We start from the raw sequence: 23,657 nt of genomic DNA on the forward strand, positions 1-23,657 counted from the left end.
TCTACAGAGATACATTAAAGAATCGTGCCAAGAATCCAGGCTCTTGCATATCTTTCTGCACGCCCGTACCTGAATACTGAATTCGTGCGTTAGAAACACGGTTTGAAGCGATGGTATTTTCGAAGTCTATATCATCAGGACGGATGGTGCCGCTTAGGCGGATGTACTCATCGCCCGTATTCAGTGTCATCCACTTTTCGCCACGGACTACTAGGTTACCATTGGCTAATACTTCGATAACTTCAACGGTAATGTAGCCGCTGATGCTGTTACTTTGGTTGGCTGACGCGTCACCCGCAAAGGTGTTGGTGTTGCTCAGATCATAAGAAAAGTTGTACTTGTCGATTGTCAGCTCTTGTCCACCGACTGCCAGCGGCTCCATCGTTGCATCGTTCGACTTAGACATGTCTGCGTTGGCTTTCTTGGTCGCTCGAGTATTCTCGTCCAACGCCACGGTAATGATGTCACCAATACCACGAGGTTTTGAGTCGTCATACATGCTGCCAATGTGATTAACATTGAACAGTGAGCCCGTTGCTGCTGCGTAGTGTTCTGGTTTTTCTTTTGGATTGATTGGCGCCCATGCTGGGTCACCAGCAACTGGATCGGTTCGACCACGAAGTGTATCGATAATGCCTGAGCTCTCTTGCGCTGACTTATCACCTTCCACGGCATCAACCACTGTGGTTGCGTTTTCTTCTGCCGGAGTCTCAATAGGATCCAAAACAGAACACCCCGTCATAGACATAAACAGAGCTAAACAAAAAATACGTTTCATGGCGATATACTCTCAGCAGGCAATGGTAAATAGATCAATTGGTAGAAACACGTCAGTTAATTGTAAAAATCTATTAATTATCAATAAGTAAATGGCTAATAAACCAATTACAGCTGTTGGTTAACAAAGCTCATCATCTTGTCTACCGACGAGATAACTTTCGAATTCATTTCGTAGACACGTTGAGCTTCAATCATATTCACCAGCTCTTCGGTTACGTTGACGTTCGATGTTTCGAGCATCGACTGACGAATATTACCTAAGCCATCAAAGCCAGGAACACCCTCTTGCGGGTCGCCACTAGCACCGGTTGGTAAGTAAAGGTTTTGACCTACAGGCTCTAAACCACCTGGGTTTACGAAGTCAGTGATGGTGATTTGGCCAACCACGACGTTGTTTTGCTCACCACGTAGACGTACTGATACTTCACCGTCGTTACCAACAGTTACCGAAATCGCATCTTCAGGAATCACGATTTCTGGTTGCAGAGCATAGCCTTGACCTGATGTAACGATCGCGCCGTCACCGTTCAGAGTGAACTGACCATTTCGGCTGTAACCTGTTTCGCCGTCTGGCATTTCAACTTGGAAGAAGCCGTCGCCTTCAATCATCATATCTAAGCTGTTCGACGTCGTTTGCGCGTTACCGTGAGTGTGCACTTTTTGAGTTGCGACTACTTTTGAACCTGCACCTAACATCAAGCCACTAGGCAGCTCAGTATTTTGAGACGATTGGCCACCTGGCTGGTTGATATTCTGATAGAACAGATCTTCAAACACCGCACGGCTCTTTTTAAAACCAATGGTCGAGGCGTTGGCAAGGTTATTCGAAATTGTTGAGATATTGGTTTGTTGTGCGTCTAAACCTGTTTTACTTACCCATAATGCTGGATGCATAGTAAATTCCTTTAAATTCTATTAGCTCATACGAAGCAGTGAATCAGACGATTTGTCCATTTCCTCTGCCGTGCTCATCATCTTGACCTGCATTTCAAACTGACGTTGCAAGTCAATTAGGCTGGTCATTTCACCTACAGCATTTACGTTACTGCCTTCGATAGCACCTTTAAGCAACGTTACCGCTGCATCTGCTTCGTATGCCTGATCTGGGTTTTTCGAACGGAATAGACCATTCGTATCTTTAAACAAACTTTGGTTGTCTGGGCGTACAAGTTTAATACGGTCAACAATCGCTAACTCTTCAGCTGGAGCGCCTTGAGGAATCACCGAAATCGTACCATCTGTACCAATTTCTACTTTGCTGATCGGGATTGGGAGCGTAATTGGCGCGTCATTCTCACCTAACACCAAGTGACCGCTTGCATTGGTTAACAAACCGTTTTGGTCAACCTTTAGATTACCATTACGCGTTAAACCTTCACGGCCTGTGTTATCCATCACTGAAATCCAACCATCACCTTGAATAGTGACATCAAGATCTCGGCCAGTGGTAACCACACTACCTTGTGCGAAATTATGACCCGGACGTTCTGTCATGCTGAAAACACGAGTAGGCATGCCTTCACCGTACGCTTGCATTGAACGTGCTTGTGCTAAGTCAGCACGGAAACCCGTTGTACTTACGTTGGCAAGGTTGTTAGCACGTAGCTGCAAAGCTTGCATATTTTGCTTAGCGCCACTCATGGCAAGAAACAGTGCGCGATCCATAATTTTGCTCCAAAAATCATCTTCTGGGGCTAATAAAGCAAACACTGTGCCAATATTTTTAACTGTTATTTATCAATAATTTAAATAGAAAACAAACAAGAAAGGTGATCATCAAAGGATCATTGAGGAAGAATTGTTGCCAGTGGCATTACCGGGCGGCAATAGTGGCGGCAAATAGAAAAGTAAACAGCCATATCAAATTCAACAACAATACCCAATTCAATAACATTGAATTGGGTATTCGCAGATGATTCAAACGCTCGAAACGATTAACGAATCTGAAGAATATTCTGTTGCAGTTGGTTGTGTACTTCTAGAGAACGCGAGTTCGCTTGGAAGTTACGTTGAGCAGAAATCAAATCAACCAGTTCTTGAGTCATATCGATGTTCGACTGTTCTAACGAGCCGTTATTGATGCTACCAAATGAACCTTTGTTCGATTCACCCCAGATCTTATCACCAGAGTAGCTAGTAGAGTCCCATTGAGTGCCGCCTTTCTTATCTAGACCTTGCTCATTGGGTACACGAACCAAGCCAACACGACCAAGCATTACGTTTTCACCATTTGAGTAAGTGCCCAGAACAGTACCTGATTCATCAAAATCTACTTTTGTTAAGAAACCTGTTGTCGCACCATCTTCATTAAACTTGGTTAGTTCAAATGGAGCAGCAAACTGAGTTGATGAATCAAGACTGAAATTAAGTGTTTGAGTTACATCAGCGCCGTTTAAATCAATAGGAGTAGTACCGGCTCCTAATTGCTCTGATATAATCGGCTGGCCGTTATTAAGGCTAGCTAAAGTGCCATCATTATTAAAGCGCATTGTATGGCCAACCTGACCCGCTGCATTTGTCGCATCACCACCAGTGATGTTGACTGGCTTCTCACCCTCTCCATCTGTCATGGTGTAGTACGTCTGCCAAGTATTCGGTTGAGTTTGATCTTTAAGGTAGTAAGTCGTTAACTTGTAAGACTGACCCATAGAATCGTATACCGTCGAAGATGTCGAACGATTATACGTATCAGAATCATTAAAGTTAAACGCAGCCGGATCTTTAAGATCACCATTTGCAGGTAAGTTGACCCCTACTTCAATATTTCCAGTTTGCTTTGGCTTGCCGAATTCAGCAGGAATACTAAGTGGTTTGGGTGCATATGAGGATACTTCCCCACTTTCGGGATCAACTGCATAGCCAAGAAGAAATTCATCATTCGAGGTTACCATGAAGTTGTCTTTATTTAAGTGAAAAGCACCGTTACGCGTTAGTTCGTTGATCTCTGGCACCATGCGGTCTTTCGATACTGCAAAGAAACCTGTACCACTGACACGCAGGTCCATTGGGTTATTTGTATAAATACTTGAACCTTCGTGGAACTGTTGCGCAACTTTACTTGCTTGAGCACCACCACCAGGAGTAGTCTTTCCGTTAGTAAACAACGAGCTTGAATACACATCGCCGAACTCTGCTCGAGACTCTTTAAAGCCAAACGTGTTTGCATTCGCAATATTGTTACTGGTTGTATTCAAGTCTAATTGTGCAGCGGATAGGCCGCTCAAAGCTACATATGACATTCCAATATTCTCCTAATCTCTCTAGCTAGCATAATCACTCTTTTAAAGAGTTACGCTTTACCAACTTCTAGTACTTCAGCAAGTCGTACTGGCGATGTAAAACCAGCCAGATTGAGTAGTACGTTGCCATCACCCTTACCAAGAAGCACACTGTTCACGTTCGCATAACTGGAAACTTGGAACTCTGTGTTCTCGCCATCCAGTAAACCCGACGCTTTCACGTTGTATTTACCAGCCGGTAATGGGTTACCGTCTTCGTCTTTTCCATCCCATTCAACACGTGTGTCGCCTGATGGTTTAGAGCCGATATCAAAAGTGCGAATCAATTGACCAACTTCATTCTCAACACGGACGATTACATTGTCCATTGCCTGAGGAAGCTTAACCATTGACGCCATACCGCCATCACCGGGTTTCACACCTGCCGCACCAGGAACCAATACATCGCGGCCAACCAAAGAGGATGCCTGTAATGCTTGGTTAGAAGTCATTGATGAATTCAAGCTTTCAAACTGTGTATTCATTTTGCCAATGCCATCTACGGTCGCAAATGAAGCCATTTGCGCAATCATCTGGTCATTGCTAACCGGCTTAAAAGGGTCTTGTTGGGCTAATTGCTTAGTCAACAAAGATAAGAAGTCTTCTTGTTTAAGATCCTGCTTACCTGTTGTTTCGTCGGGCTTTTTCGCGCCATCTTGAAGACTCTTAAGCTGGTCAACATAGGACAAGCCGCTTTGACCAACATTGTTGTTGATTCCAGCCATTTGTTACCTCCTTATCCTTATTGACCCATCTGCAGCGTACGCAGCAGCATTTGTTTACTCGAGTCAGCAACCTGCACGTTTGTTTGGTACGCGCGTGATGCCGAAATCATGTTGGCCATTTCTTCCATAACGTTCACGTTAGGCTTGTAGATATAGCCTTCGTTATTCGCTAATGGGTGATCTGGGTTGTACTCCGCGCTCAACGGCTTATCGCTTTCCACAATACCTAATACTTTCACAGGCACAGTGTGACCACTGTTGCGTGCTTTATTTAACTCAGCGCCGAACACTGCGTGGCGAGCCTTGTAAGTTTCTTCAGCAGAACTACTTACACTGTCCGCGTTCGCAAGGTTGCTCGAGGTCGTATTTAGACGAACAGATTCAGCACTCATCGCTGAACCAGTCACATTGAATACATTGAATAAACTCATCTAATTATTCCCCTTTAATCGCTTTAGTTAAATTCTTGAACTTACTTCCTAGGAAGTCGAGAGAGGCTTGATGCCTAATTTGGTTTTGCATGAAAAGGTTTCTTTCCAAATCCAAATCAACCGTGTTGCCATCTCCTGTATCAGGTTGGGTAGGAATTCGATACTTCGTTTCCCCGTTCACCGTTGTTGAGGCAGAAATGTGCCGACCATCTGTACGGCTAAGACCAATGCTTGCCCCAGAACTTGCCGCTTGCAGCGATTTCTTAAAGTCTAATCCTTTTGCTTTATACCCAGGCGTGTTTGCTTGCGCGATATTGGTGGAAAGCACCTCAGCGTTACGCTCACGTACACCAACGGTGTGCTGGTGAATGCCTAAAGCATTGTCAAAAGAAATAGCCATGTAAACCTCAACTCAAGAACTGACTGTTATGAGATAACCAAAGCAATATATATACCAACTTTTAAAACAAAGCGGGCTATCAATACTTTTACAGGTTACTCGTGGGTAAACTTGCAATATACAAGCCAAAAAATAGAGTAAATTGGAATGTCACTCTGACTTAAAGATATAGGTTAAGCCGGAAAAAGAAAACCCAGCACTTGGCTGGGTTTTGAAATTAGGCAGTAACGTTGCACCTAAAACTGGTGCCACTCATTACTTTAATTTGTAGATGATGCCTGGATTACAGCGAACCATTTCAAAACGATCCGTTAAGCCTGTTAGCGATTCAGACGCACCCAATAATAGGTAGCCACCAGGATTCAGGCTGTTTGCCATCTGGTTAAGTACCTTTGATTTCATATCAGGCGAGAAGTAAATCAGCACGTTACGACAAAAGATGATGTCGAACTTACCTAACAATGCATAGCTGTCCATCAGGTTCTGAGGGCGGAAGTTCACCATGCGCTTAACGTTATCTTTCACTTTCATACGGCCATCGCCCGCATCTTCAAAGAAAGTACGACGACGCTCAGGAGAAAGTCCACGTCCCAATGCAAGGTTGTCGTACGCGCCAGTGCGGCACATATCCAACATACTTGCTGAGATGTCAGTTGCGGTAATCGATACATTTGGCAACATACCTGGCTTACGAGCTTGAGTCTCAAGAATCGTCATTGCCATTGAGTATGCTTCTTGGCCTGAAGAGCTTGCCGCAGACCAAATCTTAATAGGACGTTTATTTGCCGCTATTTCCGGTAGAAGTTTATCCGCAAGCACAGCAAACGGGTAAGTATCACGGAACCAAAGTGTCTCGTTCGTCGTCATGGCATCGACTGCAGCCACGCGCAGCTCACGGTTTCGACCTGTTACTACATCTCTCAACAAATCAGACAACGAAGCTAACTTAAACTTCGTTACTAATGGGCTTAGACGGCTGCGCACTAAGTACTGTTTGCTGTCACCTAATACAATGCCACATTGAGATTCTAAGAAACGGCTGAAATCGCGATACTCTTGATCACTTATTGTTATAGCAGTCATTAATGTCTCTTTTAGTTAGTTAACGCAGCTTTTACCGCTGCACCAAGCTCATCGGGGTTGAACTTCGCGATAAAGGAGTTAGCTCCTACACGCTCAACCATGGCTTGGTTAAATACACCACTCAATGATGAGTGTAAAATTACGTATAGATCTTTAAGTTCGGCGTGACGACGAATCTCAGCAGTCAGCGTATAGCCATCCATTTCTGGCATTTCGATATCTGAAATCACCAATGAAATCTGATCGTAAATACTGCCTTCTGATGACATCTCCACCAGCTTCTCATAGGCTTCTTTGCCATCTTTCACCGAAATTACTTCAAAACCAATCGACTCAATCGCACGCTGAACCTGCTTACGAGCAACCGTTGAATCATCAGCAATCAAGATACGACGAACCAATTCTTTACCTTGTTCTACTTCTGCGATTTCTTCAGCAATTTTGCTGTCCATTGTTTCATCAACAGGAGAAATCTCCGCTAGAATTTTTTCCACATCAAGAATTTCTACCAGCTCATTATCAATGTTGGTGACTGCAGTCAGGTAATGGGCTTTGCCTGCACCATCTGGCGGCGGAAGAATCGATTCCCAGTGCATGTTAATAATGCGTTCTACTGAACTGACCAAGAAACCTTGAATGGTTCGGTTAAACTCAGAAATAACCACAAAACACTTTTCAACATCCGTTGTAGGACGGCCACCAATCGCTAAGCTCAAATCGATTACAGAGATCGTTTGGCCACGAATGTGTGCTACACCTTTAACCAGTGGGTTCAAGTTTGGCATTTTTGTCAGTTTAGGGCACTGAAGTACTTCTTTTACTTTAAAAACATTAATGCCGTAACGCTGACGCCCCATTAGGCGAAAGGTTAGTAATTCTAATCGGTTTTGACCGACGAGTTGCGTACGCTGATTCACCGAATCAAGAATACCCGTCATGAGCTCATCTCCATATCAAACTTTTTTGTATAAAAAGTGTTAGTCTACTGCAGGCTACGAACCACTAGAGAAACGGAATGATATATCATAAAACAAATCTGCCGCTTTTTTCCATAGCAATGTGTAGAGCTACTTTTAAAACTGTCGCTAAGTTTATCGGCATTTTATCAATATTGTTTAGTTTTTTTGTACAAGCTGCGACTCCAGAGCAAATTGAAATGATTCAGTCTGCGGCGGAGCAACACATCCTAGAGACAGTTGAGCAGCCACAAGGCGGCGAACTCTTTGTTAACTCAGCAAATGTGGACTCTAGAATCAAAGCAACAGATTGCCCTATTCCTCTAGATACCAGCGCCTCAACCACCAGCAATACCCGTAGTAGCATTACGGTTTTAGTGCAATGTGTTCCTGATGAGTGGCGAGTTTACGTGCCGGTACGCCTTTCAATGTCAGTACCACTAGTCACAACAACACGCTCACTAGCAAGAGGCGAAATCGTTGGTCAATACGATGTCACCACCGCTATGATTTCGCTTAACAAGTTTCGTCGCCAAGGTTTCACCGCTCCCCAACAAGTGATCGGCGCTAAGGTAAAAAAGAACCTGAGGCCAGGTGATGTTGTCGAAAGAGGCGATATCTGTGTCGTATGCCGAAACGAGAAGGTTATCATACAGGCAGTAAAAGGTGGCATGACCATTACCACCAAAGGGACTGCGCTTACGGATGGCTCAATGGGTGATCAAGTAAGAGTGAAAAATGATAAATCACAGCGTATAATTGAAGGTATTGTTACCAGCATGTCTGAAGTCACGGTTTACTTTTAACTCTTTACTTCTAAATTGACGGTATCGTTAGTTATTTTGCTCTCAACTTTAACGCCAAAATATAACTGCTGCGGTGTTTTGTCCCTTTTCGACTATTGAGCTAAAAATTGTTAAAGTATTCGAACCCTTGGTCGATATTGATTGTACAGGTTCCCATTTTTGAAGAAAAAGGCTTAACTATGGCAGGCATTGATAATATTCGTTCAGGGCAAACCCTAACGACCACTAACCGACCAACTGTACGCTCTGATTCTAGCTCTGAGGCATCACGTTCTGATGTATCAACTAAATCACCAGCAAGCAAAGACGCGGTTTCACTAAGCCAACAAGGCAAAGCGATTGGTCAGCTCCATCAAGACATGGCTGCACAACCAAGCTTTGACTCTGTAAAAGTTGCGGCAATCAAAGAAGCGATTGCGAACGGTTCATACACTGTCGATCCAGAGAAACTGGCTGACAACATGATCAAGTTCGAAGATGAATTAAAAGGCCTTTAAGAAAACACTAACTTTTTATTGAAGTTATTATCTTAAAGTACACGAGGTTATAAATAGGTTTACGTTATGGCGGCACTAGCAGATTTAGTTAATTTTCAACTTCAAAATGCCAAAGCCTTATCTGAATTATTGAGTTCAGAGAAAACCGCTATTACGAGCCGACAATCAAACGATATTGAGCGAATCGCCAAAGAAAAAGTGGTCCTTGTTGAACAGCTAAGATCAACCGATCAACGAATTGCTACCCATACCAATATCTCAGAATTGACCGAGAACCCTGAACTTGCTCAGTTAGTCGCGACCATAAAGTCCATAGTGCACGACTGCCACCAAGCGAACCTAGTCAATGGCGAAGCCTTGAATCGAGCGCACCTCAGTTTCAAAAAACTCAGCAATATGATGCAGCAAAGCCATGGTAAAATTGGTATGACTTACAATGCCGGTGGCCAAACGCATACGATTTCTACGCTGGGAACCAATGTAAAAGCCTAATTGGGCTAATCTTCTTCGCACAACACCCTTCTTTCTTGTATCTGTATCTGTATCTGTATCTGTATCTCAGCCTACCCTTCTCGCTACACCGTCAAAGTATCTCTATCTGTAAATGCCCCTAATAAACGATAAACACAAAAAAGCGGCAAGTATTTTCATACTTGCCGCTTTTACATTCACTGTCGTTATTTATTGCCGCCCTGCCATCTGGAAAGCGAGAGCAACTTATACAACTCGTCGGTCATATGACTTAAATGGTCATAAAGACTAGAACAGCGTTTGTTGTCTCTTCTCTGGTACAGCTTGAACTTCGCCGTAATCGCGCAACTGTTCCATCTTACGAATATCGAGCTGAAGTTCGGTCACGTAACTATCGCCAACAGGATAACTGCGCACCACTTCAGCACCACGAATCACGCCATCGACAGCACCTGTCGTTCGCTCAGTACCTAATCGCTGATCTGACAGTTCAGCTCGGCCACTCACTCGCATACCATACACTTGCTCGGCAAGCTCACGATAGGCATCAATTTTAGATGCTCTCATGGCACGGATACGTTTCTCTTCGTCATTGCGGCCTGATTGCTCACTGATACTTGCGTAACCAACGGCAACTAAGAAGTCGTCTGGCCTCATACTTTGCAATGGCTGGCAGCCAACAAGCAGTAAGGCAGCAATAACAAATATTAACTTCTTCATCTCGAACTCCTAAGGGCGAAGAATAACTGTGTAAGGCTGAGTCATCGTTGGATCAGAACGAATAATGACACCATCTTGAGTTCGAATACTGTTCAGAGTATCTAGATCTCGACCAATACGATCCGCTGGCAAAAAGCCTTGCGCGGAAGCAACCACTATGCGAGTTTGCATGCCAACAACACGAGCATTTACTAACACACCGCCTTCTTGACGAAGCATAGTGCCTGTTAGTACGTACTGTACATCTTGCTCTTGAGCTAAGTCTTTCCAATCGCGGCTTAACGCGAAGTCACCTTGGTGAGTCACTTGAATAGAACCGGTTGTTTTGAAATCAACCACCTTAAATCCACGACGCTGAAACTGATGAATGAAACCTTCTGATACCGAGTTTCCTAACCAGTTTGTTGTGTCCATGTGTTGCAGGTCAACAAACGAAGTAATCGCTATCGGGGTTCTTGCTGAGATACTCGTATTCGAAATGATCAGATCTTCGGTCATACTTTCCACGAAAAAATCCATGGTATGACGAGGGCTATCCATCAACATAAACTGACTGCCTGAATACTCAGACTTGCCGTTATAGATTGGCGAATAAGCGCATGAGGTCAATAACATGACACTCATTACTACGAGCCATTTTTTCATTCTCTTATCTCCAGATAGTTTTAGTGCTCCCTGTTCCAATATGTTCTCACCATTATTCTTTTCAATGGATTACAATGTTGGAACAGTCTTTGCTTTTCATTAATGGTTCAGATTAAGAAAAACGCACTTAAGTCAGCTTCAAGCTTATAGTTATTTGTTAAGCAATATTTATACCCAACTGGTAACGAATAGATGAAAAAAATAATTTCTTACTTATTTTCAATAAGTTCACTGATAACCATAAGCTTCAGTGCTCATGCCTCTTGGTATGAAGTTACCGGTACCGCAGCCATCGTATCGTCAGAGGAAACGGCAAGGGTCCATGCGCTGGAAGACGCGGTATATAAAGCAATCCAGTTCTCAGGTGCTGATATTGGTAGTATCTCCAACCTCACGCCCTATCTAAACGCAAACAAGAAAGAGTTTCAATTTACCAATCATGAAGTGCGCTACATCTTGGTAGAAAAAGAGAAAAAACGCAGTGGCAATATAATGGTCACTGCAAGGATCGACATCTATCCTTCGGCAAATGCTTGCCATGAGAGCCAATACAAGAAGACATTTTTGGTCGGCAACATTGATGTGACTTCCCCACAACAAGCTGTAATGGGCAGAATCTATAATATTGGTGATGATTTTAGCCATGTCGTTGACCGACAACTGGCCCAAGAATCTCGTAGCTTTGTTTCTGTTGGCACAACCAATTACGATATCGACAAGCGTCGACCGGAAGTGATCAAAATGATCGCACAAGACACGGGAGCACAGTACATTATCGGCGGTGATATCACCGATTTAACTGCGACCATTGAATCCAAGCTTCTAAAAGACGACATTATAAACCGCCAGTTTGCGTTAGAGATGCAAGTCTTTGACGGTAAGACAGGTCATCAGGTTTATAACCGTAGCTATCGTGAAGTGGCAAAATGGCCTTTTGCTAAGACCAGTGAGGTTGATACGCGCAGTGCTCGTTTCTGGGCATCAACCTACGGCAGTATGATGCTTCGCGTCAGTCGCAATATTATGTTGGACTTAGAATCAGAAGTATCATGTAAAATCACGCTTCCAGAGGTGGCAGCAGTATTTGGTAACACGGTGACCATTGATTTAGGTCGAATGCATGGCGTGCAACAAGGTGACAAACTGCAACTGTGGCACACCGGTTCGTTTATCGACCAACGAGGCTTGCCACGTAATAAGGTCTCTCAAAGTGATATCACGCTGACGGTTTCTCGCGTGTATGAAAATGAAGCCGAGCTCACGATTGATCAGCCAAGTCTTGCTGGAAGCATTCAAATTGGTGATGTAATGCAGAAAATCATGTAGTTAGCGACAAGCTCACTTCATAGTTTCTAATAAAGCCTTAGCACTTTTGTTAAGGCTTTATTTTTTTCATGATGATTAGTTTCGGTTTTAACGTATTTGTCGTAACCTTATTAATAACATAATCATCATTTAGCAAACTATGAGCCAGAATAATCTAATTGGTGCGACCGGTTATCGATTTATATCGAAAGGCCAAACCGCTTTTAAAATCCACATCCATACTCCTGAAGATACGGTGTTACATCGTTCTGTCGGTTTTGTTCGTATGGGTGAAGACAAAGCACTAAAGAAAACCATCAAGTTAAGAGATGAGCTTGGCAGACAGCTCTGGGGAAAGTTTTGGCCAAAAGTTCTTAGAGAGCCCTATCTGATGACGCGTTTACCGCACAGTTTAGAACCTAAAATAGTATTCAAACCAAACCCGACTCAGACAGATCCCGAACATCGAGATGAGTGCTACATCGCTAAGTGGCGCGTATTCTCTGAAAGTGGTGAATACAAATACAGGACCAAAGTATGTTCTATACGGAAACACGGTCGACTTGCAGCCTACAGCCAAACCAAACGAGCGCTGCTTGAGGCCCACAAAGACGTGATTGAGCTACTTATCTTTATGGGACGACTGAACAGCATCGATCTGAAGTAGTATCGACCTCAGTAAAACGAGTTAACTGAAAATCAGCTTGCCATATTTATCAGATACAAAAACAGCCGCTTTGCGGCTGTTTTGATTTATAGGCTATATCATTGTGGTGCTTTAGCATGTTTCTATACCCTAAATTGACCTCCTAGCTTCGGCATATCTCTGCCAGTGTCGTCAATCGACGCTTTGACTCTTTCACATAAGGGTTGGTTTGATCCCATGCGTAGCCTGCCAAAATTGAGCACACCATCTGCTTAATCTTCGGATTAGGATCTTGATAGAAAATCACATCCTGCAAAGTACCTGAGTACCAGCCCTCAACATAAGTTCTAAATGTGTTTACGCCAACCATCAATGGATCGGCATAATCACGATCCCAATCAACCTTCTCACCATTGAGCTGCTTTTCCACGCACTCAACCGCAAACTGAGCCGACTTCATCGCAATCGTCACGCCTGATGAAAACACAGGATCAAGGAACTCACCGGCATTGCCCAATAGCGCATACTTGTCTGTTGCAAGGTGTTTTACGTTGGCAGAATAACCGCCGATTTCGCCCGCAGGGTTTGGATACTCTGCATTTTCCAGTATCTCAGCCAAACCCGGCTCTTCCGTTGCCAGTTGCTTAATCGCGGCAATCTTGTCTTGTGGGTATGATTCAAAGAACTTAGGCTCCCCGACAATACCAAACGAAGACACTCCGTTACTAAACGGGATCAACCAATACCAAACATCAGGGTTGGTTGGGTGCACCGAGATCAGGATTTTGTTGCGGTCATATTCAAGGTCTGTCTCCGTCGCTGAAATATGATCGTTAATGTGCGTAAAAATAGCTTTACGTGGAGGAAGCGATGATGGCTCTTCTAAATCAAGCATCTTAGGTAGCACGCGACCAAATCCACTGCCGTCCAGCACGTATTGAGCCTCTAGCTGATAGCGTTCTCCATCAAGCACTTGTACGTCTAAAATGGTACTTTCTTCAGTGAAGTTAATACCCATCAACTCATGTTGATAATCGATGGTCACACCTTGCGCTTCAGCCGTGTCTGCTAACACCTTATCAAAGGCACCTCGCTGAACCTGAAACGTGGTTCCCGGCCCAGCAGAGAACTTATCTTCAAAATTAAACGCGGTGTACACGCCATTTTTACGAAAAGCGGCACCATCTTTGAATTGGAAGTGAGCGTCAGCCACCGCTTCGCTCATGCCAGCTTGTTCAATCACTTCCATACAAGCAGGTAATAGACTTTCACCAATGGAAAAGCGCGGGAAAAGGCTCTTTTCAATCACTCGAACATCGATGCCTTTCTTATGAAGCAAAGACGCGGCAATAGACCCTGATGGCCCCGCTCCGATGATCACTACTTGAGTTGACAGTTTTTTCATTAATTTAAGCCATGTTTGTTATTATTTATTGCGCGCCAGCTTTCAATTCAAGAAGCGTATGACCAAGACCAATATCGTCGGTACGAGTTACCACCTCAAAACCCGCTTCTTCAACGATCTCTAAGAAATCTTCACTGCGGTAAAAACGGCTGTTGCCATTTGCCAAGCAGGTAAAGTAGAGAGACGTCGCGTTTAAGCTATAAGAAGCCGCATCGTATTTCTGTGCATCCCAAAACAGTTCAAGGATATAGACAGTCGCGTCTTCTGACATATGAGAGCGAACACGCTTTAATATGCTCAGAATCTCCATTGGCGAGAAGCAATCAAGGAATTGGCTCATCCACCACACATCGGCGCCCGTTGGCAGTACTTGCTGTTTGTCGAGCATGTTGGCTGGGAATGGAGTCACTCGGTCTCGATGGCCATGTTGTGTCGCGTTTGCCATTGCCATTTCTAGTTGCTGTGGCAAATCAACAATCGTTACCTCAACATCTGAATCGTGATTGCAGCACTGCATCGCCCACTTACCGGTGTTACCACCGATATCCACCAGCGATTTAGGTTTCTTGCTGAAGACTTTCTCAAGCAAAACAGGGAACGAACGGTCCGAATAGAAGTGATCGAACTTAAACCAACTCTCTTTGGCTTTTTCTGGCAATTGAGACAAGCCTTGGTAAATGGTTTCCCAATCACCCAGCTCCTTCAGGCCGGCAGGTGTGCCTTCTTCAATCGCTTCGGTTAGATGCATCATCGCTGCGTAACAAACATCGGCTGTGAAATCCATGTTTGCGTTAGTCATACCATCGTGCAGAAGGTAAAAACCAAGGTTGGCCATTTTATAGTTAGGTTTGTCCCAAATAACAATATGAGCACTTAACGCCATATCAAGCAGAACTTTTACGCCGTACTCAGATACGCCCGTTATTTCCGAAAGAGTCTCTGCAGGTAAACCATCATTACCCGCGTCATCTAACGCTTTCAAGATACCTAAATCACGAAGTGTACGGGCAGTATGAAAAACAATGGGAGCGAAAGACAATTTCTGCGCTTCTGTTTTTGCTTCTAATGCGTTGAATGGATCTAATTTATATTCCGACACGAAAAACCTAACTTTAAATAATAGAGGATTACTCAGCTGCCATTTGTGCAAGCTTACGTTTAATATCAACGTTTAAGTTATTAACCCAACGGTTGTAATTACGGTGTATTTCACCATCGTCGTACTTCAAATTCTCTGATTCAACGTAAAGAATAGAGTAAAACTTATCACTATAAGGAATTTCAATCACAGCATGGTGTGAACGAACATACAGTTCTGCACGGATCAAGCCAGGCTTTATTTCTGAAACCAACCAGCCTCGGTTTTCAGCAGACTCATAAATAGCTGATTTCACCTGTTTACTTTGAAGATTAAGTGCAACTGGAGTATCCTCAACATTCATTACAGGTTGGACACGTCCACACCCTGCAAGAACGAATATGAATAACATTGAAACGGCTATTTTTAGTAATTTCATTTAAATTCCTTACCTGTGTTTATTTATAAGCACGCATAGTATTTAGTTAGACCCAAAGCAAATCAATACTCTATGTCAAATCAATCCCAATTAATGTCGTTTAATATTGAGAAATGGTCTGCAAATTCTGCGGGGCTCAATTCCGTTGCCCAATGGCAAGCGTGGAGCACTAATTTAGATTGGCCACAAGATGGCTCAACTGAATTTAAAGCCATCCCGCCGATGATGCGTCGCCGAATGAGCCTGCAAAGTAAGCTTGCCGTCCAAACTGCATTGACTCTATTAAAAGACACCTCGGTTGATTTTCTGGTTTTTGCCAGCCGACATGGTGAGCTGCACCGAACTGCCACATTGATTCAATCAATCTTAGAAGGTGATGACGCCTCACCAATGGCGTTCTCGCAGTCGGTGCACAATACCGCTGCTGGTCTCACAACGATTGCCGCAAAAGCGCCGATTCCACTGACCTCTATCGCTGCTGGGCAAGATACCTTTCATAACGCCCTGATTGAAGCTTACCTTTATCTTCACCAATACCCATCGCATCGTGTCTTAGTCATCGACTTTGACCAACCGCTGCCTGAGCTTTATCAAGAATACGAAACTCAGCACTATGCCGATTATGTTCTGGGTTTAGTGCTCACGACTGGCAGTGAATACTCTATTACTAGAACAGTAGAAGCCAACCAAGTATCTTCCGGGTTACCACAAGGGCTACAAACGCTCCAACATATCTTATTGGGTACAAATAAGTGGACTGTTGCTGGCAAGCACCAAACTTGGTCGTGGATAAATAACGCCAAGACAGGAACACAGCAATGAGCAAGTTAGACCAATATTGGCGAGTGTTTGCGACAGGATTCTGCTTTACCACCTTTGGGCTGGGAGGCTTAGTTCTCAGCTTTTTGATCTTGCCTTCGATCGCACTCACCACATCAAACACCATTCAAAGAGAGCTCAAAGTTCAGCGACTGATTCGCTTCTCATTCAATGCTTTTTGCCAAATCATGAAGTTCACAGGAGCAATTGATTACAGAATTGATGGCGCCGAACTGCTACGTAAAGATCGCAACTGCATCATCGTTGCCAACCATCCGAGCTTAATCGACTATGTGCTGATCGCCTCTCAACTTCCTCAATGTGATTGCCTCGTCAAAGCGGCAATATGGGAAAACCCGTTTATGAAGAGAATTGTTAAAGCAGCGGGTTACATACCCAATCAAGCACCTGATGATCTTTTAGAACGTTGTGAAGAACGCTTTTCACGTGGCAATGTACTGCTGGTTTTTCCCGAAGGGACTCGCACAACACCAGGAATTGAACCATCATTACAACGTGGTGCGGCGCAAATTGCCACTCGAACACAAACCGATTTACGCGTGATTCATATTACGGTTTCTCCGACATTCTTAACGAAAGAGAAAAAATGGTATCAAGTTCCTGCTACGAAACCCTTTTTTCATATCGCGGTGAAAGGTAAAATAGAAGTCGCACCATTTATTGAGAATGCAAATAACTTAACTTCGGCAGCAAGACGCCTTAATCATCATCTTGCACATACTATATTCCCTTCCGAAGAAAACATTTAGCTCATCAATAAAACAACCGGCGATATCGGCATTTCGAAAATACCTCGCATAATGTAGAATCGCCCCCTTAAAGCAGCATTCAGATAAAGCATTAAGTAGGCCAAAGTGGAAACATTACACAACGAACTGAAACAACTGATCATCGACGCATTGAACCTTGAAGACATGAGCATTGATGAGATTGAAACAGAAGCTCCACTATTTGGTGATGGACTTGGACTAGATTCTATCGATGCACTTGAGCTTGGTCTTGCTATCAAGAAAAAGTACAACATTGTTATCGATGCCGACGATTCAAACACTCGACAGCACTTTGCGTCAGTTGAAAATCTAGCGAACTACATCTCTTCTCAAACAAACAACTAGACAGATCTTTATGACACAAGTGAACCAACAAGAAGTATACAATCAGGTTAAAGATGCGCTTATTGAGCTGTTTGAGCTTGATGCCGAAGATATCACGCCTGAAGCACACCTTTATCTCGACCTAGACCTAGACAGCATTGATGCGGTTGATTTGGTCGTTCATTTACAGAACGTAACGGGTAAGAAGATCAAACCTGAAGAGTTCAAAGCAGTACGCACCGTTAATGACGTTGTGGAGTCTGTGGTTGAACTATTGAAGGACGCCTAATGCGTCCTCTGCTGACTTTATTGTCGGCAATCATACTTTTCACTTATCCAATAGCGGTTTACTTTGGACTCAACAAGTTTGGCCTACAAACCGTTGGTATCGTCTTAGCCGCTATCTTTGCTGTCCGCATTTTCACCGGCGGTCAGGCTAAGATCAAAGAGCTAAAACACCTAGCTTGGATCAGTGGAAGTGCCGGAATTGTTCTACTGGCATTAGGGTTAGCCTTCAAACAGCATGGCTGGTTAACCTATTATCCCGTCATCGTTAATGTTTGTATGTTGGCTGTATTTGCTTCAAGCCTATGGCAACCGCAAACCATTATCGAACGTCTTGCTCGACTCCAAGAGCCTGAACTTCCGCAAAGTGGCGTTGATTACACACGAAAAGTCACCAAAGTTTGGTGTTTGTTCTTTGTTATCAATGGCTCTATCGCCCTTTACACCTGCTTCCAGTCTCTTGAAATCTGGACCCTATACAATGGCTTACTCAGCTATTTGTTCGCCGGGTTACTCTTTGCAGGAGAGTGGGTGGTAAGACAGCGCATTCGTCAGAGTTAAATTGTTATGACCCAAACCGTATCTTACATCTCATTGTCTGAACTCCTCAGTCAAAACCGAGCCCCTGAATCTATTGTCTGCTTTGACGACAATAGTGAGATTACTTGGCAAACATTTAACGACGACTTATCTCAACTCGTGAACCTTTTATCTTCATCCCATTTTCAACGAGTTGCGATTTGTACCCAAGACAGCTGCCTATTTTCGGTGGCCTTTTTGGCATGTGCTGTCAGCAAAAAACACATCATCTTACCGGGTAACTATCAACCTTGTGCACTTGCCGAGCTGAGTGAACATTTTGACTGCCTGTTAGTTGATGACTCGATTGGTGAAGTTGATGTTAGTAACGTTCGCAATATCCAAAACTTATTGGACTCAAACCCCAAAGCACAACAACCTCTAATCGATAATCTCGCGACCATGGATTTGGCAGCCATCCAATTGACCCTGTTTACTTCAGGTTCAAGTGGCACACCAAAAGCGATAGATAAAACATTAGAACACCTAGATATTGAAACTGCTCAGTTAGATAAAAACTGGGGCGATTTACTTAAGGGCAACCGAGTCCACAGTACGGTCTCACACCAACATATCTATGGTCTGTTGTTCCGAATTTTATGGCCACTTTGTTCTGGTGTTCCATTTGCTCGACACAATCTTGAGTACCCTGAACAAATCCTATCTCACGCTAACAAACAGAGCGTGCTGATCAGTAGCCCTGCGCTACTCAAACGATTAAAACACGAGACAGCGTCTGCACAGCTAGCTGGTGTGTTTTCTTCTGGTGGCCCTTTACCAACCGAATCGGCCCACCAAGCTCTTAACTTGTTAGGACATTTGCCCATCGAAGTTTTTGGTAGCACCGAAACCGGCGGTATCGCATTTCGTCAGCAAGAGAGCGCTCAAACACCTTGGCAGCTTTTTGACTGTATTGAGGCTAGTCTCAACAGTGAGAATTGCATTAAGTTATTGTCGCCGTACATCGACAAAAACAACTGGTATCAAACCGCTGATGAGTGCGAAATGGTCTCGAGCAATCAATTCATATTGAAAGGCCGAACCGATCGAGTGATCAAGATAGAAGAAAAACGAGTATCACTGGTTGAAGTCGAAAAGCGACTAGAGCAACTTCCTTGGATCAGTGAGTGCGTGGTGATTCCATTTGAAGAACCTGAGCGCTTAATCTTAGCATCGGTTTTGGTATTATCAGATCAAGGCCAAGCGAAACTCGCCACCATGAGTAAAGGTAAATTCTGGTTGATGCTGCGTTCAGAGTTGAGAAAGTGGTTAGAACCGATCGCTATCCCAAGAAAATATCGTGTTGTTGACGAAATTCCCCTCAACAGCCAAGGTAAGCGGTTAACCTCTCACATAGAGCAGCTCGTAAAATCATAGAAATCGCTTATCGTGTTTTACACTGAGACTGTCTTTTTATATTTTTGTCACAACACCCATTTTCAGCCCAAGGATTCTAAGCACGCGCTATGGATAAGAGAAAACCAAACGTCATTGCTGTTGACTCTGTAGAGAAAGAATCGACTTTGACACTCCATGTTACTGGGGACATCACCGATTTTAAGGGGCACTTCAAGAGCTTCCCTATTCTTCCGGGTGTTACACAGATTGATTGGGCACTTCACTATGCAGTTCAAGAGCTGAATGTCCCTGGTTACTTTAAAGGCATGGAAGTCATCAAGTTCCAACAGCCGATCCTGCCTGATTCGACCATTCAGCTGTCACTCAAGTGGGATGCTGACAAAGATAAATTGAGCTTTAGTTACACGTCGAACAATGGCGAACAAACTCACTCTTCAGGCAAAATGAAGCTGGGAGAGAAAAGTGAATAGCGCTGAGGCGGTTTCTCAACACGCACTTGAAGAAAGCAACTACAAGGCTTGCTTCCTAATTCCGTGCTTTAACCACGGCGCAACCATGCCCTCGGTGGTCTCATCACTTCTTAATTTCGAAATTCCGATCATTATTGTTGATGATGGCAGTGAACTCGAGACCAAACAGTTTCTGACTCCACTTGCCGATAGCCCAAGCGTGACTTTGGTAACACTTCATCAGAACCAAGGCAAAGGCGGCGCAGTAAAGGCGGGCATTAAGCGAGCGCAAGAGCTCGGCTTTAGTCATGCCATTCAGATTGATGCTGATGGGCAACATGACCTAGACGCCCTACCCGCATTAATCCAAGCTTCACAAACTAAGCCCCAGCAACTTATCTCGGGTCAGCCGGTCTATGACGAGAGCGTGCCTAAGGCAAGGCTCTACGGACGCTACGCGACACATATCTGGGTATGGATAGAAACCCTTTCTTTATCAATTAAAGACAGCATGTGTGGCTTTAGAGCGTATCCAATCGATAAGACGCAAACCGTACTGAATAAATACGATGTCGGTTCGAGAATGGACTTTGATATCGAGATTCTGGTTCGCCTGTATTGGGAAGGCTGCGATATCAACTTCGTTGAAACGCGTGTTATCTACCCAGAGAATGGTATCTCTCATTTCGATGCACTGTGGGACAACGTAAAAATCAGTTGGATGCACACGCGACTGTTCTTCGGCATGCTGCCAAGAGCACCAAAACTGATCGCGCGTCATTTCAAGTCGGATTCAGCGAAGAAGTTATCGGCTGAAAATAGCCAAGATTCCTCGGCAGATTCAAGACAGGTAAATTCCGAACAGATAGGTTCAGAACAACCCCATTGGTCACGTACTCAAGAACGCGGCACTGTGCTGGGAATCAAACTGTTATTGGCCGTTTATACCTTGTTAGGCCGAGGCGTATTTAATCTGATTTTGCGCGGTGTGATGCGTTACTACCATCTAACGGGCAAACGTGCACGAAACGCCTCAGAACAGTACCTATTTCAGCTTAAGGCATACGCTGAACAACAGAATATAGAGTTACCAGCGGAATTAACCAGTTATAACCATCTGCTCTCGTTTGGCCATACCATGCTAGACAAGTTGGCTGCATGGAAAGGGGATTTTTCGGTCGATAACCTGAGCATTCATGGTCAAGAACAATTTGAGAGCATGGTGGCAAATAAGCAAGGTGTGCTAATCCTAGGTTCTCATCTTGGCAACATCGAACTGTGTCGAGCTTTGGGTCGCAGACACTCAAACATCAAAATCAATGCACTGGTTTTTACCGAGCACGCTGAGCGTTTTAATTCGGTGATGAAAGCGGTCAACCCGCAGTCTGATTTAAACCTGATTCAGGTAACTTCAATGGGGCCTGATACTGCTATCTTGTTGCAACAGAAGCTGGAACAAGGTGAGTGGATTGTGATTGTTGGCGATAGAACCTCCACCAGCAAAGAGAGCCGTTCAGTATGGGCTGAGTTCTTGGGTAAGGAAGCGCCCTTCCCTCAAGGGCCATTTATGTTAGCCTCTGTTCTCAAAGCGCCAGTATTTCTATTATTTGGGCTACGTGATGATTCACAATCTAAGCCGCATTTTAATGTCTATTTCGAGCATTTTAGCGACAAGATAGAACTCCCCAGAAAGACTCGCGAACAATCTTTACAGCAAGTCGTGCAAAAATACGCAAATCGACTTGAGCACTACACACTGAAAGCACCGCTTCAGTGGTACAACTTTTTTAATTTTTGGACATTGAGCAAGCACCATGACGAAAAAGAATCCAAATAGCATCACCTTTGGTGCCGAACGCCTCACGATTGAGGATGTTGTCGCTATCTCACAAGGCGCAAAAGCCTCGATGAACTCAAGTGAAGCCTTCACATCTAAGATCGACCGTGGGGTCGCTTTCTTAGAGCGCCTACTGAAAGAAGAAGGCGTGATTTATGGCGTGACAACGGGCTACGGTGATTCATGTACCGTAGCAATTCCACCAAACCTTGTTGATGAATTGCCATTGCATCTAACGCGCTTTCATGGGTGTGGTTTAGGCGAAATATTGTCTCACGAACAATCTCGTGCAGTATTAGCAACGCGCCTTTCTTCTTTATCGCAAGGTGTCTCTGGTGTGACTCATGATTTGCTCAACCAGATCGTTACTCTGATCAACCAAGATATCTCACCACGTATTCCTCAAGAAGGATCGGTGGGTGCCAGTGGCGATTTAACGCCGCTGTCTTATCTGGCGGCCGCACTCATCGGTGAGCGCGATGTTATCTACAAAGGTGAAGTTCGCCCTACTAGTGACGTCTACAAAGAGCTAGGAATTAACCCTATCAAGCTTAAGCCAAAAGAAGGCTTAGCATTGATGAATGGCACGTCAGTAATGACGGCTCTGGCTTGTATCGCCTACAAACGTGCAGAATATCTAGCTCAGCTGTCGACTAAGATAACGGCAATGGTATCTGTGGGTATGCAAGGCAACGACTTCCACTTCGATGAAGCCTTGTTCGCAGTGAAACCTCACCCTGGTCAACAACAAGTTGCTGCATGGCTGCGCGATGACCTGCAAGCCGATCGTCCGCCACGCAACAGTGATCGCCTACAAGATCGTTATTCACTGCGTTGTGCTCCACATGTTATTGGTGTGGTTCAAGACTCTCTACCTTGGCTACGCCAAATGATTGAGAACGAGCTGAACAGCGCTAATGATAACCCAATTATCGATGGCGACAATGAGCGCGTACTGCACGGTGGACACTTCTACGGTGGCCATATCGCAATGGCAATGGATACCCTAAAAACAGCGGTAGCCAACCTTGCAGACCTACTTGATCGCCAAATGGCACAGCTAATGGACTACAAGTTCAATAACGGCCTGCCATTTAACCTAACAGGCGCTGAAGGCGAACGTAAACCAATCAACCACGGTTTCAAAGCGGTACAGATTGGCGTTTCAGCTTGGACAGCAGAAGCATTGAAACACACCATGCCGGCAAGCGTGTTCTCTCGTTCAACCGAGTGCCACAACCAAGACAAAGTCAGTATGGGCACCATCGCAGCTCGTGACTGCTTACGCGTTCTTGAACTGACTGAACAAGTAGCGGCAGCATCACTTCTGGCGGGTACACAAGCGCTTGAACTTCGTAAGCGTCACAACGAGCTTGATGAGCACCACATGAGTGAAAACCTAAAGCATATTCGCGACGAAGTGCTTAAAGAGTTTGAATTTATCGTAGAAGATCGACCACTTGAAGGCGATCTACGCCACTTCATTGCTCGTATTCAAAGTCAACACTGGTCACTTTACTCATAGAGTAGCTAACTTCATAAAGTAGCC

The 23,657-nt window shown here is 44.3% G+C and carries 28 protein-coding genes; 14 read left to right on the forward strand and 14 right to left on the reverse strand.

The genetic code is table 11. From position 1 onward, the window contains the following. Window position 1 precedes the first annotated feature (1 nt). The 9 genes from flgH to L3V36_RS12615 all read right to left on the reverse strand — a co-directional run bounded on the left by flgH (window position 2) and on the right by L3V36_RS12615 (window position 7,635). Entirely contained in the window at window positions 2-778 is a 777-nt protein-coding gene (gene flgH / locus L3V36_RS12575; protein WP_017076829.1) for a flagellar basal body L-ring protein FlgH, read from the reverse strand. 107 nt (window positions 779-885) lie between these two features. Beyond that, window positions 886-1,674: a flagellar basal-body rod protein FlgG gene (gene flgG / locus L3V36_RS12580; RefSeq protein WP_004736180.1), complete on the reverse strand. Its 789-nt coding sequence runs from the start codon at window positions 1,672-1,674 to the stop codon at window positions 886-888. A 21-nt stretch (window positions 1,675-1,695) separates the two neighbouring features. Beyond that, window positions 1,696-2,445, reverse strand: coding sequence for a flagellar basal body rod protein FlgF (locus L3V36_RS12585; RefSeq protein ID WP_004736179.1), 750 nt, complete (start codon window positions 2,443-2,445; stop codon window positions 1,696-1,698). Between the two features lie 269 nt (window positions 2,446-2,714). Beyond that, window positions 2,715-4,019, reverse strand: a complete 1,305-nt coding sequence (gene flgE / locus L3V36_RS12590) for a flagellar hook protein FlgE (RefSeq protein ID WP_017085298.1) — start codon at window positions 4,017-4,019, stop codon at window positions 2,715-2,717. 50 nt (window positions 4,020-4,069) lie between these two features. After that, complete coding sequence (flgD, locus tag L3V36_RS12595) at window positions 4,070-4,783, reverse strand: flagellar hook assembly protein FlgD (RefSeq protein WP_017085299.1); 714 nt, start codon at window positions 4,781-4,783, stop codon at window positions 4,070-4,072. 17 nt (window positions 4,784-4,800) lie between these two features. After that, the gene (gene flgC / locus L3V36_RS12600; RefSeq protein WP_004736176.1) at window positions 4,801-5,214 is read right to left on the reverse strand and encodes a flagellar basal body rod protein FlgC; all 414 of its coding nucleotides are present in this window, start codon (window positions 5,212-5,214) and stop codon (window positions 4,801-4,803) included. A gap of 4 nt (window positions 5,215-5,218) precedes the next feature. Beyond that, entirely contained in the window at window positions 5,219-5,614 is a 396-nt protein-coding gene (gene flgB / locus L3V36_RS12605) for a flagellar basal body rod protein FlgB (RefSeq protein ID WP_004736175.1), read from the reverse strand. A gap of 255 nt (window positions 5,615-5,869) precedes the next feature. Then, window positions 5,870-6,697 (reverse strand): protein-glutamate O-methyltransferase, encoded by an 828-nt coding sequence (locus tag L3V36_RS12610; RefSeq protein WP_004736174.1) that lies wholly within the window; start codon window positions 6,695-6,697, stop codon window positions 5,870-5,872. A gap of 11 nt (window positions 6,698-6,708) precedes the next feature. Beyond that, complete coding sequence (locus L3V36_RS12615; RefSeq protein WP_004736173.1) at window positions 6,709-7,635, reverse strand: chemotaxis protein CheV; 927 nt, start codon at window positions 7,633-7,635, stop codon at window positions 6,709-6,711. 77 nt (window positions 7,636-7,712) lie between these two features. Between L3V36_RS12615 and flgA the strand changes: the two genes are divergently transcribed. The 3 genes from flgA to flgN all read left to right on the forward strand — a co-directional run bounded on the left by flgA (window position 7,713) and on the right by flgN (window position 9,448). Then, entirely contained in the window at window positions 7,713-8,459 is a 747-nt protein-coding gene (flgA, locus tag L3V36_RS12620; protein WP_017085300.1) for a flagellar basal body P-ring formation chaperone FlgA, read from the forward strand. A gap of 179 nt (window positions 8,460-8,638) precedes the next feature. After that, complete coding sequence (gene flgM, locus L3V36_RS12625; RefSeq protein ID WP_004736171.1) at window positions 8,639-8,956, forward strand: flagellar biosynthesis anti-sigma factor FlgM; 318 nt, start codon at window positions 8,639-8,641, stop codon at window positions 8,954-8,956. 66 nt (window positions 8,957-9,022) lie between these two features. Next, the gene (gene flgN, locus L3V36_RS12630) at window positions 9,023-9,448 is read left to right on the forward strand and encodes a flagellar export chaperone FlgN (RefSeq protein ID WP_004736170.1); all 426 of its coding nucleotides are present in this window, start codon (window positions 9,023-9,025) and stop codon (window positions 9,446-9,448) included. Between the two features lie 267 nt (window positions 9,449-9,715). Here flgN and flgP read toward each other — a convergent pair whose 3' ends face one another. Continuing rightward, entirely contained in the window at window positions 9,716-10,147 is a 432-nt protein-coding gene (gene flgP, locus L3V36_RS12635; RefSeq protein WP_017095996.1) for a flagellar assembly lipoprotein FlgP, read from the reverse strand. A gap of 9 nt (window positions 10,148-10,156) precedes the next feature. Further along, window positions 10,157-10,792, reverse strand: coding sequence for a FlgO family outer membrane protein (locus L3V36_RS12640; RefSeq protein WP_004736167.1), 636 nt, complete (start codon window positions 10,790-10,792; stop codon window positions 10,157-10,159). 192 nt (window positions 10,793-10,984) lie between these two features. On the opposite strand from L3V36_RS12640, the gene L3V36_RS12645 reads away from it, so the two are divergent. Together L3V36_RS12645 and L3V36_RS12650 are read left to right on the forward strand one after the other, a co-directional pair. Then, entirely contained in the window at window positions 10,985-12,118 is a 1,134-nt protein-coding gene (locus L3V36_RS12645; protein WP_208775080.1) for a flagellar assembly protein FlgT, read from the forward strand. Between the two features lie 139 nt (window positions 12,119-12,257). Further along, entirely contained in the window at window positions 12,258-12,764 is a 507-nt protein-coding gene (locus L3V36_RS12650) for a Fe3+-citrate ABC transporter substrate-binding protein (protein WP_065206832.1), read from the forward strand. Between the two features lie 142 nt (window positions 12,765-12,906). Here L3V36_RS12650 and L3V36_RS12655 read toward each other — a convergent pair whose 3' ends face one another. The 3 genes from L3V36_RS12655 to L3V36_RS12665 are packed head-to-tail and all read right to left on the reverse strand — an operon-like array spanning window position 12,907 to window position 15,665. After that, complete coding sequence (locus L3V36_RS12655) at window positions 12,907-14,148, reverse strand: NAD(P)/FAD-dependent oxidoreductase (RefSeq protein ID WP_208775082.1); 1,242 nt, start codon at window positions 14,146-14,148, stop codon at window positions 12,907-12,909. Between the two features lie 25 nt (window positions 14,149-14,173). Continuing rightward, window positions 14,174-15,247 carry a methyltransferase gene (locus tag L3V36_RS12660; protein ID WP_208775084.1) on the reverse strand — a complete coding sequence of 358 codons (1,074 nt, stop codon included), beginning with the start codon at window positions 15,245-15,247 and terminating at the stop codon, window positions 14,174-14,176. Between the two features lie 28 nt (window positions 15,248-15,275). Continuing rightward, complete coding sequence (locus L3V36_RS12665) at window positions 15,276-15,665, reverse strand: hypothetical protein (RefSeq protein ID WP_017084503.1); 390 nt, start codon at window positions 15,663-15,665, stop codon at window positions 15,276-15,278. Window positions 15,666-15,737: 72 nt separating this feature from the next. Here L3V36_RS12665 and L3V36_RS12670 point away from each other — a divergent pair, with 72 nt between their 5' ends. From L3V36_RS12670 to L3V36_RS12710, 9 genes are all read left to right on the forward strand, one after another. Then, window positions 15,738-16,487 (forward strand): beta-ketoacyl synthase chain length factor, encoded by a 750-nt coding sequence (locus L3V36_RS12670; RefSeq protein WP_208775086.1) that lies wholly within the window; start codon window positions 15,738-15,740, stop codon window positions 16,485-16,487. Beyond that, window positions 16,484-17,254, forward strand: a complete 771-nt coding sequence (locus L3V36_RS12675; protein ID WP_017095990.1) for a lysophospholipid acyltransferase family protein — start codon at window positions 16,484-16,486, stop codon at window positions 17,252-17,254. Before L3V36_RS12670 ends, L3V36_RS12675 begins: the two co-directional genes overlap by 4 nt. 105 nt (window positions 17,255-17,359) lie before the next feature. Further along, complete coding sequence (locus tag L3V36_RS12680) at window positions 17,360-17,620, forward strand: phosphopantetheine-binding protein (RefSeq protein WP_004736154.1); 261 nt, start codon at window positions 17,360-17,362, stop codon at window positions 17,618-17,620. A 10-nt stretch (window positions 17,621-17,630) separates the two neighbouring features. Beyond that, window positions 17,631-17,888, forward strand: a complete 258-nt coding sequence (locus L3V36_RS12685; protein ID WP_102445121.1) for an acyl carrier protein — start codon at window positions 17,631-17,633, stop codon at window positions 17,886-17,888. Further along, entirely contained in the window at window positions 17,888-18,445 is a 558-nt protein-coding gene (locus L3V36_RS12690) for a septation protein IspZ (RefSeq protein ID WP_017084500.1), read from the forward strand. Before L3V36_RS12685 ends, L3V36_RS12690 begins: the two co-directional genes overlap by 1 nt. 6 nt (window positions 18,446-18,451) lie before the next feature. Then, a complete protein-coding gene (locus L3V36_RS12695; RefSeq protein ID WP_208775088.1) occupies window positions 18,452-19,840 on the forward strand; it encodes an AMP-binding protein in 1,389 nt (462 codons plus the stop codon). A gap of 89 nt (window positions 19,841-19,929) precedes the next feature. Further along, on the forward strand, window positions 19,930-20,292 hold the full coding sequence (locus tag L3V36_RS12700; RefSeq protein WP_102557478.1) for a 3-hydroxyacyl-ACP dehydratase: 363 nt from the start codon (window positions 19,930-19,932) through the stop codon (window positions 20,290-20,292). Beyond that, window positions 20,285-22,108 carry a glycosyltransferase family 2 protein gene (locus L3V36_RS12705; protein WP_208775090.1) on the forward strand — a complete coding sequence of 608 codons (1,824 nt, stop codon included), beginning with the start codon at window positions 20,285-20,287 and terminating at the stop codon, window positions 22,106-22,108. Before L3V36_RS12700 ends, L3V36_RS12705 begins: the two co-directional genes overlap by 8 nt. Continuing rightward, complete coding sequence (locus L3V36_RS12710) at window positions 22,086-23,633, forward strand: aromatic amino acid ammonia-lyase (RefSeq protein ID WP_208775092.1); 1,548 nt, start codon at window positions 22,086-22,088, stop codon at window positions 23,631-23,633. Before L3V36_RS12705 ends, L3V36_RS12710 begins: the two co-directional genes overlap by 23 nt. Window positions 23,634-23,657 lie beyond the last annotated feature (24 nt).

This window comes from Vibrio sp. G-C-1 (assembly GCF_021728015.1).
Lineage (GTDB): Bacteria > Pseudomonadota > Gammaproteobacteria > Enterobacterales > Vibrionaceae > Vibrio > Vibrio splendidus.